Annotated in this window: 12 protein-coding genes; 7 read left to right on the forward strand and 5 right to left on the reverse strand. The window is 41.8% G+C overall.

Translation table 11 applies throughout. The features are described 5' to 3' along the window. Window positions 1-83 precede the first annotated feature (83 nt). The gene (locus AC1TO8_RS16675) at window positions 84-1,373 is read right to left on the reverse strand and encodes a Gfo/Idh/MocA family oxidoreductase (protein ID WP_482056760.1); all 1,290 of its coding nucleotides are present in this window, start codon (window positions 1,371-1,373) and stop codon (window positions 84-86) included. 125 nt (window positions 1,374-1,498) lie between these two features. Here AC1TO8_RS16675 and AC1TO8_RS16680 point away from each other — a divergent pair, with 125 nt between their 5' ends. Next, window positions 1,499-2,356: a helix-turn-helix domain-containing protein gene (locus AC1TO8_RS16680; RefSeq protein ID WP_482056761.1), complete on the forward strand. Its 858-nt coding sequence runs from the start codon at window positions 1,499-1,501 to the stop codon at window positions 2,354-2,356. Window positions 2,357-2,731: 375 nt separating this feature from the next. On the opposite strand, the gene AC1TO8_RS16685 is transcribed toward AC1TO8_RS16680, so the two are convergent. Then, window positions 2,732-2,863, reverse strand: a complete 132-nt coding sequence (locus tag AC1TO8_RS16685; RefSeq protein WP_482056762.1) for a hypothetical protein — start codon at window positions 2,861-2,863, stop codon at window positions 2,732-2,734. Between the two features lie 380 nt (window positions 2,864-3,243). Between AC1TO8_RS16685 and AC1TO8_RS16690 the strand changes: the two genes are divergently transcribed. The 5 genes from AC1TO8_RS16690 (at window position 3,244) to katA (ending at window position 10,815) form a co-directional block, all read left to right on the forward strand. Next, complete coding sequence (locus AC1TO8_RS16690; protein ID WP_482056763.1) at window positions 3,244-4,272, forward strand: substrate-binding domain-containing protein; 1,029 nt, start codon at window positions 3,244-3,246, stop codon at window positions 4,270-4,272. Continuing rightward, on the forward strand, window positions 4,269-5,690 hold the full coding sequence (locus AC1TO8_RS16695) for a sensor histidine kinase (RefSeq protein ID WP_482056764.1): 1,422 nt from the start codon (window positions 4,269-4,271) through the stop codon (window positions 5,688-5,690). Before AC1TO8_RS16690 ends, AC1TO8_RS16695 begins: the two co-directional genes overlap by 4 nt. 8 nt (window positions 5,691-5,698) lie before the next feature. Beyond that, entirely contained in the window at window positions 5,699-7,045 is a 1,347-nt protein-coding gene (locus AC1TO8_RS16700; RefSeq protein ID WP_482056821.1) for a response regulator transcription factor, read from the forward strand. 207 nt (window positions 7,046-7,252) lie between these two features. Then, a complete protein-coding gene (locus AC1TO8_RS16705; RefSeq protein ID WP_482056765.1) occupies window positions 7,253-8,653 on the forward strand; it encodes a sugar porter family MFS transporter in 1,401 nt (466 codons plus the stop codon). 701 nt (window positions 8,654-9,354) lie between these two features. After that, the gene (gene katA / locus AC1TO8_RS16710; protein ID WP_482056766.1) at window positions 9,355-10,815 is read left to right on the forward strand and encodes a catalase KatA; all 1,461 of its coding nucleotides are present in this window, start codon (window positions 9,355-9,357) and stop codon (window positions 10,813-10,815) included. Between the two features lie 118 nt (window positions 10,816-10,933). Here the strand turns inward: katA and AC1TO8_RS16715 are convergent, their stop codons facing one another. From AC1TO8_RS16715 to AC1TO8_RS16725, 3 genes are read right to left on the reverse strand one after another with little or no spacing between them, the layout of a single operon-like run. Beyond that, window positions 10,934-11,779 (reverse strand): MetQ/NlpA family ABC transporter substrate-binding protein, encoded by an 846-nt coding sequence (locus AC1TO8_RS16715; protein ID WP_482056767.1) that lies wholly within the window; start codon window positions 11,777-11,779, stop codon window positions 10,934-10,936. Window positions 11,780-11,816: 37 nt separating this feature from the next. Beyond that, window positions 11,817-12,479 carry a methionine ABC transporter permease gene (locus AC1TO8_RS16720; protein WP_482056768.1) on the reverse strand — a complete coding sequence of 221 codons (663 nt, stop codon included), beginning with the start codon at window positions 12,477-12,479 and terminating at the stop codon, window positions 11,817-11,819. Next, entirely contained in the window at window positions 12,469-13,233 is a 765-nt protein-coding gene (locus AC1TO8_RS16725) for a methionine ABC transporter ATP-binding protein (protein ID WP_482056769.1), read from the reverse strand. Before AC1TO8_RS16725 ends, AC1TO8_RS16720 begins: the two co-directional genes overlap by 11 nt. Before the next feature lie 412 nt (window positions 13,234-13,645). On the opposite strand from AC1TO8_RS16725, the gene mscL reads away from it, so the two are divergent. Further along, the gene (gene mscL / locus AC1TO8_RS16730) at window positions 13,646-14,023 is read left to right on the forward strand and encodes a large-conductance mechanosensitive channel protein MscL (protein WP_482056822.1); all 378 of its coding nucleotides are present in this window, start codon (window positions 13,646-13,648) and stop codon (window positions 14,021-14,023) included. Window positions 14,024-14,176: the final 153 nt, after the last annotated feature.

The following is a 14,176-nucleotide window of genomic DNA, read 5'->3' on the forward strand; positions in this document are numbered from 1 at the left end:
AGTACAACTGAACCGCAAATAGCAGGCCAAGAGTGAGTGACTCTCTTGACCTGCTACCTACTTGTCCATATATTTTCAGCTGTTTAGAATTGAACTAGACTATCGACACGAACAGGAAGCCCCGTCCGTATCGCCTTATTCGCCGCGATACCAGTTAAGATGGATCTCGCTCCATCGATATGATTCGCAGCACGATTGAACTTATCAGGTTCTGGATTTCCAAATATATCATTCAGTAACACAGGATCGCCACCTCCGTGACCACCCTCCGCCTCTTCGACCTCAACTTCATAAGGCTCCTTGAACATAGGGAATACGTGGATCGACTTGCCTTTTAACGCACCTTCTAACGCTTTATCTCCTCCAGAATTCACGTATGACTGTTCAACTACATTCACCTCAATACGTCCTTTGCTTCCATTAAAGACAATTCGATATCCTTCCCACGGCTGATAAGCAACAAGTGAATACGTTAGAATGGCTTTATTCTTATATTGAACTAACACGCCCATCGTATCCTCAATGCTAATTCCGTCTCCGAATACACTTTGGTCACGGCGATATCCATCTTCATGTTCGGCATCCAGATACATGGCCTTTAAATGTTCATTGTCATCTAAGTGCAGAGCAAATGGATCTTCCTTAGCAATCCGGTTCCCGGTAGCCCGCTCATAGAACTGCGTTTCTCCCCGCTTCTCCGCATTTTCCTTGCCATAGAACATCAAATCTCCGAAAGCAAACACGGTTTCGGGTTGAGATCCGATCCAAAAGTTCACGAGATCGAAGTGATGCGTTGACTTGTGAACGAGCAACCCACCACTATTTCTTTTATCACGATGCCAACGACGGAAATAGTCTGCACCATGTTCCGTATTTAGTAGCCATTCGAAATGCACGGAATGAACTTGACCGATTACGCCGTCCATTATTAATTCCTTTAGCTTCGTATGATGTGGTGCATAGCGATAATTGAACGTCACACGTATATCTCGTCCCGTCCGTTTCACCGTGTCTAGAATTTCTTGGCACTTCTCTTCATCCACGGTCATCGGCTTCTCAGTCACGACATCACAACCAAGCTCCATAGCGCGAATGATATACGTATGGTGTGTACGGTCTACACTTGTTACAATAACAACGTCTGGCTTCTCTCTATCAATCATCAGATCGAACTGTTCTGCTGTATATGTCGGAATCTCGGGATAATCATACTTCTCTCGCAACAATTGGTTCGCATAGTTCATACGAGTCTGATTCGTATCACAAAAGGCTATCAGTTCAGAAGTGTCTCGATAATCCCTTGCTAAGGCTGCATAGAAAAACTCTGCTCTTCCCCCTGTACCTACTAGAACATAACGTTTCTTCTGACTCAATTCAAACGCCTCCTCTTCTTATTACAATAACAATACCGCAAATAAGAACCATATTCTCCGCAAAATATGTCCATTTCTTCTAATACCCCGCTTTATTTGCTATAATTCAAATAGAGGTGATCGCTGTGAACCAGCCTTTTCATATTATGTTCCATGATCCTTATCATCAGATCGACATTGAATATGATCGGAGAATAGGTCATTTCACGATGCAGAATGACCATATTCATGATCATTACGAGTTATATTACTTGTTATCAGGCGAACGTAGCTATTTCATTAAAGATCGGAGCTATCACATTATAGCTGGAGATCTTGTGTTTATAGACCGCAATGCCGTTCATAAAACATCCGATGTAGGCATTCCTGATCATGAACGTATTGTCATATACTTGAATCGCAACGTCCTAGAGCAACTTTATCTAGAATGGCTACCCATATTGGAAGAACCATTTATGTGGGTCACCCCCATACTACGGCTCCCGCTACACGAGAGTAGCTATCTAACGGAATCAATGGGTCAGATTAAGCATGAGTTAGCATCAATACAACCCAATAGTTCTCTTCTCTTTCGACATCGCATTGTCGAGCTGTTACTTCATGCCCATCAGCAACGGATGAATAATAAACATCTTATACTGGATGACGAAACACCGATCCGACGCAAGATAGCTGACATTGCCCGCTATCTCAATGATCATATCGCTGAGTCGCTTCCACTGCCAGAAGTTGCAAGCCGCTTCTATATTAGCCCTTTTTATTTAAGCCGTCTTTTCAAAGAAACGACTGGGTTTACATACAGTAATTATTTAAGCTTAACCCGAGTTAAGGAAGCTCAGAGACTTTTACGAGAGACCCAACTTCCCATATCTGAAATTGCTTGGCAATGTGGCTTCGATAACTTCTCCCATTTCGGCAAAACGTTTAAAAAGATCTCGCATCTTTCTCCACGAGATTATCGTAAAGCACATGGAAGGGCGTGAGTGGGAGGACGTGAGTGGGAGGACGTGAGTGGGACCTTCCACTGCTGTTAAAACCGTGGGAGGTCGTGAGTGTGATCTTCCACTGCTGTTAAAAGCGTGTTCACATGAATGTTATTAGGCGGACAGAACACGTTTTTAAAGGTGGATACTCCGCTCTCCATCCCACACTCACACCCTTAGCAACTTTAAAAACAAGCTGAAACGGCTATGCCGTCCTTTGTGAAAGTTTCCTTATAATAAAGAAGTTTACGTTTACAATGCCAGTAATGCATTGTATCGCTAGCAGGTATGAGCTCCACCACCAACACCAATAATCACCTTCACCTTCCACTTCCACCATTCACTATTAGCTGCAAAAAGTACACTTAGATTTGGTCAATCCCCGTTAACACTAACTTTAGTTGCATAGAGTACATCTAGATTACTGCAATCCCCGTTAACACTAACTTTAGTTGCATAGAGTACATCTAGATTACTGCAATCCTCACTTTTCAGCGTTTTCGCCACTTTTAAGTGTATTTTTGATAACTAATTCCCTTATTCCCTACTTTTCCTTCTAATTAAATGCAGTTTATGCATCTATTCTTGTCTCGCCTTCACTACTTTCATATTCACCTTCACTACCTTCTATTCACCTTCTTCCCCACCTTCATGCTCGTAGCATTATTCGTCACTCTATCATCGTCACTCTAACATCGCCTCTCTATGCATATTCCACTGAATTACAACATGACATCAAGATCTCAAGAAGATGGAATCGGGTGGGTGTCGTAATATGATATTCATTCATTTCGGGTTCATTTCGGAGTCATTTTGGGTTCGTTTGGGGTTTACTTCATGTTTCTAGTATAATGTGCATACTAAGTACATATCTAAGGAGTTGCAGTATGTCTAACCGGAAATGGAATCTGAGCATTGTAATCCTGTTTGTTATATTTGCTTGTTTAATGCTAAGTTTCCTGTTCTCTACGCTACGTATTCGTGAATTGATCCAACCTCTACAATCTACGGATGAGAGTGATTCTATCTCTCGTCACGTCGTATTGATCGCACAAGAGTTGGACAATCCCTATTGGCGCTCTATTGAAGATGGCGCACGAAGAGCCACACAGCAATACGGCATGAATCTCGAATATATGGGCCCCTTTCGTATCAATCCAGATGAACAAATTAAACGACTGGAGAAAGCCATTGCTGCTAAAGCAGATGCCGTCGTAATTCAAGGAATCAATAACCCTCAATATCGTACATTAATTGATAAAGCTATAGATCAAGGTGTTCCTGTAATTACTATAGATACGGATGAACCTGGTAGCCAAAGATTATCTTATGTAGGTACGGATAACTTAGAGGCTGGAAAAAGAATGGGTGAGCTTATCATGCAATCCATTCATGAACAACCATTAGATGAACAAATAAGCATTGGTGTATTAATTGGAGACGAATCGGCTGATAATCAGCAATTACGTCTGCAAGGGTTCCGCTCCGTTATTGATCAATATGATAACCTTTCGATTGCTGAAGTGATGTCTTCCAGCATTTCTCGTCTGCAGGCAGCTGAACAAGCAGAATATATCCTCTTACATCATCCAGATGTCACATATATGGTTGGTCTCAGCTCTTTGGATGGAATCGGTATCCTCGAAGCTGTGCAACGTGTCTCCGTACAAGGAAATGTGCAGGGGAAGGGGATTAACATATTCGCATTTGACGACTTAGCTGAAACGAAGGAAGCTATTACTCAGTGTCAGATCGTCTCGACGATTGTACAACAACCCAACAGAATGGGTTATGATGCCATATCGATCATCCATGATTTTTTCCAAGGTAAAGCATTACAACAGCAGCATTTCACAGCGATTACTGTACTTGATCGAAGGACATCTGCCGTTTCCGAAGAGGTGGTGTGCCCATGACGATTCGCAAAAAACTACTGTTGTTTATTCCGCTACTCGTATTGCTCGTCAATTCAGTTACCTTCTTTCTATTTCAAAGTAGTCAAACCGTTCAGCAAAGCTACGGTATTATGATGGATCGCATCCTGATGTATAATCAATCCGCTCAAACCGCGGATCTTACGCTTAGATTACTTTATCAAGATTTAATTCATACTGAAAGTAACAGCGCAACAAATTTAGATCAAGAGCAGAACAAGTTAGAAGAGATCCGTAGCCAACTCTCCGAGATCACGAGTCCCTCTCTTCCACCTTCGACTCTCATGGGATATTCGCATATGCTGGAAACACTCATTGAACAGACGGCAGCTGTACTTGCAGCAGTTGACGCTCAAACGCCAAGTATCGCATTCGCTCATTACGTCGATGCAGAGCAAACAACTGCATTTATTCGAGAGGAAGCACAACGTCTTGTTGATATAGAACTCGCCTTCTATCAACCCATTTACCGGGAAGTCCAACAAGAGAATACACGAATGAATCAATTAAGTTCAGCTATATTTGTTGTGAATACACTGATGAGCATTGTACTTGCGATCTGGATTTCCCAGAGTATCACTAGACCTGTCAGCAAGCTGGTCAATCTAGCTAGGCAGGTGTCGCTTGGTGATCTCAAGGTAGTTGATTCACTACCCTCACGTTCCAACGATGAACTTGGCATATTGTCGGAAGCATTCCAACAAATGACTAACGATCTAGTCGTATTAATGGAGAAGGATAAAGCAAACATAGAACAGGAGAAGCTGCTCAAAGAATTGGAGTTGCAAGCGTTACAGAACCAGATGAATCCGCACTTTCTTTTCAACACCTTAAATGTGCTCTCTAAGTTAGCATTACTAGAAGGTGCTGAGAAGACGAGCGATCTCATCATTTCTATGTCTAATCTTCTACGTTATAATTTACGTAATCTCGATCAACCTGTAACGCTGGAAGATGAACTGAACATCGTTCAAGAATATTGCACGATTCAACAGGCACGATTCAGGGATCGAATCCAATTCGAATTAGAAATTGACGAGTCCACACTACAAGAGCCTATCCCTGCTCTGACACTTCAACCTATGGTTGAGAATGCCTTCTTACACGGTGTTCAAGGGATGGAACAAGGCGGGCTCATCCGGTTAGAAATTATGAGAATTCCAAAGGGCATACTCATCAAATTAATAGATAACGGAAGTGGAATGGATGAGAACACAAGACAAGCCATACTACGAATGGAAGCAGGAACGGAGAAAGAACACTCCACCGGTCTTGGCACAAGTAATGTGTTCAAGCGTATGCAATTATTTTATGGACAACCTAATCTTATGAATATTGAAAGCGCACCTGGAGAAGGAACGACGATAACCATCCTTATTCCAAAGAAGAAAGGAGAATGAACACCAACATGTACCGACTATTGATCGCGGATGACGAGGCGCTGGAGCGCGAAGGCTTGGAATGGATTATTCAGCACATGATGCCGGATACATTTGAGGTCATTCATGCCAACAATGGACGAGAAGCTATTGAACGAGCGGAGGAGCATCGTCCACATATCGTGATGATGGATATCAATATGCCCGGAATTCAAGGTTTAACCGCTATACGCGAAATTAAAGAGCGACTTCCCGATACGAAGTTCGTCTTGGTGACCGCCTACGATTACTTTGCATATGCTAAGGAGGCGGTTACGCTTGGCGTAAAGGAATATCTTCTTAAACCAGCCAAACGCGAACAGGTCGTTAGTTTGTTGGAGGAACTTCTTGCAGAATTGAAGCAGGAGAAAAAAAGACGCAATGATGAGTTAGAACTCAGACATCAAGTATCCCATCTTTTACCGTTAGTCGAGAACGAACTTGCCTTGATGTTCATGATCGATCAGACTTTGGACACAGATGCCGAACAATTATCCGAATGGCTTCGCTTCCCCCTTGAACAGGGCTGTGCCCTAGTCATGGCTTTTCCAGAACATATTCATTCACAGAACAAGCAAAAAATATACGATGTCATCCGAAGTTACACAAAGACGGCTAGAGCCAGTAGTATTGTAAGTTCTCTCATTAATCGTCATATGGCTATTTTCCTATGGAAAGACCCGAATATTCAAGATACTCTATGGAATGAGACAATGAAACAATACGGAACCAAGCTAGGTCTACTCATTGAACAACAGCTTAAATATGAAGTATCCATTGGCATCGGCTCGATTGGGAGCGGAGAAGACGGATTACGAAAGTCCTACTTCGAAGCTGTATTTGCATCCACCTATGACGATCATAACGGAAATGTATGCCATTTCGAAGATTTGAAGGAAGGAGAACTACAGCCGCTCTCCGAATCAGTACGCCATTCCTTCATCACGGAACCAAGTCACAGATCCTATGTTCTCTCCGCGCTGCATCATATTCGTGAAGAACGTGAGCAACAAACGCTGGGCGTCCTCGACAGGGCACTTGGCTACATTCAGGAAAGATTTGCAGAAGATCTATCTCTTGAAGATGTCGCGGATGTTGTCCACCTCAACGCCCATTATTTCAGTAAAATATTCAAACAACAAACCGGTAGTACATTTATTGATTATGTGACTCATTTGCGGATCGATAAAGCCAAGACTCTAATGAATTCCGGGCAACTTAGCCTGAAGGAAGTCTGCTACAAAGTCGGTTATAATGACCCTAATTATTTCAGTCGTGTGTTCAAAAGAGTTGCCGGGATTACAGCTAGTGAATATCGCGATCAGAATAAATCATGAGAAGTCCATGCCTATGTCATGGACTTTTTTCTGTTATTTAGGTCATAAAAGTGCTACTTCTCCTTCCTCTCAAAAACATAAGTGCATGATATTAATTAAATGCGGGAATAACACAGATTAGTGAAGGTAATGGTTGTCCAACACCCCAATTATCCGTGTTACAATAAAAACGCAATTTAAGTGGATGTGTCGAGAGGAGATATGAAGTTGGATACTATAATAAGTAAAGAACCCGAAAAAGTAAGTATGAAGTTTGTGACCCTAGTGTCCATTGTATCCGCTCTTGGTGGATTATTATTCGGATTTGACACGGCAGTCGTGTCAGGTGCTATCGGTTTTATGCAAGAACATTTTGAATTAAGTCAGTTACAAGTAGGTTGGGCCGTTTCCAGTCTCATTATTGGCTGTATTGTAGGAGCAGCACTCTCTGGCGTGTTGAGCGATAAATTTGGTAGAAAAAGATTACTGATTACCGCAGCTATTGTATTTATTATCGGTTCAATCGGTTCTGGAATAGCAGATACATTCTCCTTTTATATTATCGCTCGTATGATTGGTGGGTTCGGAATAGGGATTACGTCAACCCTGTGTCCACTCTATAATGCTGAGATTGCCCCAGCTAAATTCCGTGGCCGTCTAGTCGCATTGAATCAGCTTGCGGTCGTAACCGGAATTTTCATCACGTATTTCGTCAACTTGTGGATTTCTAATTCTGGAGATGCTGCTTGGGGAGTCACAACAGCTTGGCGTTGGATGTTCGGAGTTGGCGCTATTCCAGGCGTCCTATTTCTAATCTTACTCTTCTTTGTTCCTGAAAGCCCAAGATGGTTGATCAAGCAAGGAAGAGCAGCCGATGCTTTGCCTATTCTACTTCGTATTCACGGTGAAGAATTAGCCAAGAAAGAAGTTCTCGATATTAAAAAGTCGTTCGATCAAGAAAGCGGATCGATTCGCCAATTGTTCAAACCAGGACTACGTATCGCACTCATTGTCGGTGTAGCATTGGCAGTCTTACAGCAGATTACAGGAATTAACGCGGTGATGTATTATGCACCGGAAATATTCAAAGCAACAGGAGCTGGGACGAACTCGGCACTCATTCAGACGATATTTGTCGGTTTGGTCAATTTCCTATTCACGATTCTAGCCATCTGGCTCATTGATAAGGTCGGGCGTAAAGCACTGCTGTTAGTCGGTACCGGATCGATGATGATTTGTCTCATCGTCATAGGTGCAGCTTTTCAGTCAGGGAATACTTCAGGACCTTGGATTCTAATCTTTATATTATTATATGTAGCATCCTTTGCCATATCATTAGGTCCAGTCGTATGGGTCATTATGTCTGAAATTTTCCCTAACCGAATCCGCGGTAAGGCCATTGCCATTGCTTCCATGGCACTTTGGGCGGCCGATTATGTCGTGTCTCAGTCATTTCCGCCTATGCTAAGTTCAATAGGACCTGGGATTACGTTCTGGATATTCGGGGCGATGTCCCTAGTCACATTCATCTTCACTTGGCGTGTTGTTCCCGAGACAAAAGGGAAAACGCTGGAAGAAATTGAATTACTTTGGACACCCTCTGAGAGTACTTCAACCAACAAGGCTTAAAAAATATATTCATATTATCAACAAAGAAGCCATAATCTCCATTGATAGCATAGGAGATCATGGCTTCTTTGTTCACTCACACGCGTGATCTCAACTTTTCCTTGCTATAGAGAGGGTATTACGCAGTTAGTTGCAAATTTGTCCTCTAAATCCACCACTTTTACTCTATCCCCTACTCTAGCTGCTCAAATGGTATCTAATTACTCGAAAAATCCACTTTTCCACGATTCCCCCAATTTTAACGGCCATTTAAACACTTATTTCTTGCTACTCGATCTTTTCTACTATTTTAGATGTTGTTTATGCACTTACTCACCGGCGGTGGATTTCTAACGGAAGTCACAGACCTTATTCCACGAAAAAACACCACAATGAAATTTTAACGGAAATACAGGCCTCTATATGCACATTAACAGCTCAAATCCGAAGAACAAGACCAAATAAGGTCGCTCATTTCCGTTAGAATTCCAAAAGTGACGATTCAGGAAAAATAGAGGCTGCTATTTCCGTTAGAAAATGTACGTGGTTACTCTCCATGATATCAATACACGCGATGTCTCCATAGCAGCTTATACTTTCTACTATGTAAAAAAGTTGATGTATAATTTTTCTATTTAGAATGATTATAAAAAAGTATTGATTATATCTTGAGAACTGCTATCATATAGATATATTAAAATAACTTATGAGGTGATACTTGAATGACTAATGAAAACAATAAACTAACAACAAGCTGGGGTGCTCCTGTAGGAGATAATCAGAATTCAATGACAGCAGGTTCTCGTGGTCCAGTATTAATTCAGGATGTACACCTATTAGAAAAATTGGCGCATTTCAATCGTGAGCGTGTTCCAGAACGTGTTGTACATGCTAAGGGTGCCGGAGCCCACGGTTATTTCGAAGTTACTAATGACTTATCTCAATATACTAAAGCTTCCTTCCTTAATGCTGTGGGCAAACGTACACCGATGTTTGCACGCTTCTCCACTGTTGCAGGTGAACTTGGATCTGCTGACACCGTACGTGATCCACGCGGATTCGCTCTGAAGTTCTACACCGAAGAAGGAAATTACGATTTAGTTGGGAACAATACACCGATATTCTTCATTCGTGATGCGATCAAATTCCCTGATTTCATCCATACACAGAAGCGTCATCCACAAACCCATTTGAAGAATCCGAATGCCGTTTGGGACTTCTGGTCTTTATCCCCTGAGTCATTGCACCAAGTCACTATTCTCATGTCTGATCGTGGTATTCCCGCAACATTAAGACATATGCATGGATTTGGTAGTCATACATTTAAATGGGTTAATGCGGAAGGCCAAGCTGTTTGGGTGAAATATCATTTCAAAACAGAGCAAGGTATCAAAAACCTTGATGTCGATCTAGCCGCTAAACTTGCAGGTGAGAATCCTGATTATCATACAGAGGATCTTTTCAATGCTATTGATCAAGGTGATTTCCCAGCATGGAAACTATCTGTTCAGATTATGCCACTTGAAGATGCTAACACATACCGTTTCGATCCATTCGACGTTACTAAAGTATGGTCCCAGAAAGATTACCCACTTATCGAAGTTGGTCGGATGGTGCTAGATCGTAATCCTGAGAACTATTTCGCTGAAGTAGAGCAAGCTACATTCTCTCCTGGCTCATTTGTACCTGGGATCGAAGCTTCTCCGGATAAAATGCTTCAAGGTCGTCTATTCTCATACGGAGATGCTCATCGTTACCGCGTAGGTGCTAACCATAATGCGTTACCAATTAACTGTCCATATGCTGCCAAAGTCAATAATAATCAACGTGATGGACAAATGAGACCTGATAACAATGGTGGAAGTTCCGTATACTATGAGCCTAATAGTTATGGCGGGGCTACAGAATCACCTCAAGACAAGCCTGTTCCATTCGAAGTATCCGGACTGGCTGATAGTGTAGCTTATGATAGTGATGACCACTATACACAAGCTGGTGACTTATACCGTCTGATGAGCGAAGATGAGCGTACCCGTCTTGTTCAGAACTATGTCGGAGCTATGACACCTGTGGATAAGGATGAGATTAAACTTCGTCAAATCGGACACATCTATAAAGCTGATCCAGAATTCGGGCAACGTGTTGCCGAAGGACTCGGACTGTCTGTACCACAGCAATCATAATATATATATCGCGATAAAATAATAATAAAGCGGCTATTCCAACGTGGATTTCTCCACGGATGGAATAGCCGCCTTTTTCATTGATATGGAATTTTATATTCCTTAATCACAATAAAGACTATTCAAATGCAGGTACAGCAATTTCATCGTAATTGTCCTTGAAGAATTGTTTCACTTCAGGACTTGTCATTCTCTTGGCAAGCTTCTGGATCGGTTCTGAATCTGCATTATCTTTGCGAGCCACTAGGGTAATGACGAAATCGGAATCATTCCCTTCCGAAATCAACGCATCTTTCTTAGGTGTTAATCCAAGAGGTTTCGCATATGCTGGGGTCATGGCAACGAGATCTACATCATCTATTGTGCGCGCAAGCATCAATAAATCAACTTCTTGAAATTTGAATTTCTTCTCATTCTCGATAATATCTGCTTGTGTAGCGTTAATACCTGCACCCTCTTTTAACTTGATCAAGCCATTCTTCTCAAGCATAACAAGGGATCTTCCAATGTTAGAAGGATCATTTGCAATCGCAATGGTCGCTCCCTCGGGTACATCATCTATGTGCTTGTAGTTTTTGGAGTATGCACCATAGATGGCATTATAGATCGGCGCTACTTTTACCAATTCAGTATTATTATTCTCATTATATAGTTCCATGTAGGGAACATGTTGAAAGAAGTTAGCGTCAACCTCCTTATTAGCCAATGCATTGTTAGGTTGAATATTATCAGCCAACACGACAATTTCAAGATTAATGCCATCTTCCTTCAGCAAGGGCTTCACTAGCTCTAATACCTCAGTCATTGGCGGAATAAGCGTAGCAATTCTCAATGTAACTTCTTCTTGCTTGCTACCTTCGGCTTCGTTCTGAACCTGATTCTGGTTATTGTTCTTTCCACATCCAGCGATAACTAACATCAATACTACCATCGAAATCAACATTATATTTCTATTTCTCTTCATGTAAATACCCCCATTGTTTTTATCTATCTATATTTCATTATCTTTTATCCAATATTCTAGAAATAAAGCTCCCCGTATATTGGATGGTCTGTACTAGAATGATCATAATAATAATCGTAAAAGTCATCAGATCGGTCTCGAACCTTTGATATCCGTAACGAATGGCGAAATCTCCAATTCCACCTCCACCTACGATACCCATCACAGTCGAATAAGAAATGAAACTGATAGTTGAAGTGGTCAAGCCTAACATAAGCCCTGAACGAGCTTCAACATACAGAAATTTAACGATGATTTGAATCGTCGTGGCACCCATGGCTGAAGCTGCTTCGATAACGCCTTTGGGAACCTCCAAGAGCGACTGTTCCACTAATCTTGAATAGTAAGCAATCGCCATGATGGATAAGGGCACAGATGCCGCAAGCGTCCCTAGAGCCGTTCCGACCACGAACCGAGTAAATGGAATCAAGAATACAACGAGTAGTAGAAAAGGAAACGATCGGACAACGTTAACTAACATATCCAATATTGCGAATAAGACTCGATTCTCATACAATTGACCTTTTCTACAGAAGTACAGCATCGTTCCTAACGGGAGACCCAGTAGAATTGCCGCAAAGATGGATATCCCCACCATGGCGAACGTCTCACTAATCGCTTGCCAAATTTCAGATTGGTATTTCATAATGTTATCGAACATCGCTTTCCCCCACTTTGCTCCAATTATGGCCTACAGCCATGAGGGCAATATCCTCAGACGAAATTGTCTTTCCCTGATCTGTCGTTAACGTTCGGAGCAAGTGGCCATTCGCCATCATAGAAACGTTATTGCATATCGTTGTGATCACATCTATCTCATGTGTGACGATTACGATGGTTACTCCAAGACTCTGGTTAATATGTTGTAGAACATCTAGAATACCTGATGTAGTCTGCGGATCTAATGATGATGTCGGCTCATCGCATAATAGCACCTTCGGTTGGCTCACAAGTGCTCTAGCAATCGCTACCCGTTGTTTCTGCCCCCCACTTAACGCTGATGGATATTCATCTGACTTATCCAAAAGACCAACGAAATCCAAATATTGTCGGACTTTTTCCACTCTCTCTTTCTTCGGTAATCCAGCCATTTCGAGCGGAATAGCGACATTTCCACTTACTGTACGATTATTGACTAGATTGAAAGACTGGAATATCATCCCCATCGATCTGCGAGCTTCCCGAAGCTCTCGTGCGGTCATTGAAGTCAGGTCTTTACCATCCACGATAACCGATCCCTCGTCTGGTCGTTCCAATAAATTAATCAGCCGCAAAAGTGTGGATTTCCCCGCTCCACTGCTACCGATGATACCATGAATATCTCCTGCACCAACATGGAGTGATACCGAATCAACCGCTTGAAGACTACTGTTAGAAGTGATGAAGTTCTTACTAACTTGATGTAACGAGATCATCGAGATTCCCCTCCTTCTGTAGGGATTCATTTATACATTCAATCAATTAATGAACGGATGTATAGCGTATGTAAGTCTGGACAAGAATAAGGCCCGCTAGACCTAGGGTCTATGCGAGCAGTCATAACCACAATGGATAATCGAGTTCCTTCTCAGTTCTAGGCAATGACTTACATTACATAGTATACCATTCGGGATACTATAATGCTAAGAAAAGAAGATAATAGTGCTTATATAAAGAAAGGCATCAATGATGATTGTAAGCGACTCATAGTGAATTGCACTCAGCCCATGAAATAGCATCCTTCCTGTCAATATTTATTTTCTAGAATAAGTTCGTTCTATTGCCAGTCTCCCATGCCATTTGATATAATTCAACGTAATTAACTACTACTAAGGATGTGATATGACTATGTTAAAAGAGTTCAAGGCCTTTGCGCTTAAAGGGAATGTAATGGATCTTGCGATTGCAGTTATCATCGGAGCAGCGTTCGGTAAAATCGTATCCTCCTTGGTTGATGACCTCTTTATGCCATTGATTGGTTTGATTCTTGGGGGTAAAGACTTCTCCGGAATGCAATTTCCATTAGGTGGTGACGCCTTTCTGAATTATGGTTCTTTCCTACAAACCGTCATCGATTTCATTATTGTTGCCTTCTCTATCTTCCTATTCGTTAAACTACTATCAAAGTTCAAACGTAAAGAAGATGACAAACCTGCTGCATTACCCGAACCATCGAAAGAAGAATTATTACTTACAGAAATTCGTGACCTGTTGAAACAACGCTAGGTCTAAAATAACTACATTGGATACATATCCATAACAACTTAGGGGATCCCATACGGGGTCCCCTAAGTTGTTATTACGTCATCATATATCTCAACTTCTGAAGAAAAACAGACTCTCCAAATTCAAAGTAGTCTAAGCCAATCCTAGTAGACT

Source organism: Paenibacillus sp. Y859, assembly GCF_056786405.1.

Excerpts from the sequence above, each read along its gene's own strand:
- AC1TO8_RS16700 (WP_482056821.1), top strand. The coding sequence starts at position 5,699 with ATGTACCGACTATTGATCGCGGATGACGAGGCGCTGGAGCGCGAAGGC.
- mscL (WP_482056822.1), top strand. The coding sequence starts at position 13,646 with ATGTTAAAAGAGTTCAAGGCCTTTGCGCTTAAAGGGAATGTAATGGAT.
- AC1TO8_RS16720 (WP_482056768.1), bottom strand. The coding sequence starts at position 12,479 with ATGTTCGATAACATTATGAAATACCAATCTGAAATTTGGCAAGCGATT.
- AC1TO8_RS16715 (WP_482056767.1), bottom strand. The coding sequence starts at position 11,779 with ATGAAGAGAAATAGAAATATAATGTTGATTTCGATGGTAGTATTGATG.
- AC1TO8_RS16725 (WP_482056769.1), bottom strand. The coding sequence starts at position 13,233 with ATGATCTCGTTACATCAAGTTAGTAAGAACTTCATCACTTCTAACAGT.
- AC1TO8_RS16690 (WP_482056763.1), top strand. The coding sequence starts at position 3,244 with ATGTCTAACCGGAAATGGAATCTGAGCATTGTAATCCTGTTTGTTATA.
- AC1TO8_RS16695 (WP_482056764.1), top strand. The coding sequence starts at position 4,269 with ATGACGATTCGCAAAAAACTACTGTTGTTTATTCCGCTACTCGTATTG.
- katA (WP_482056766.1), top strand. The coding sequence starts at position 9,355 with ATGACTAATGAAAACAATAAACTAACAACAAGCTGGGGTGCTCCTGTA.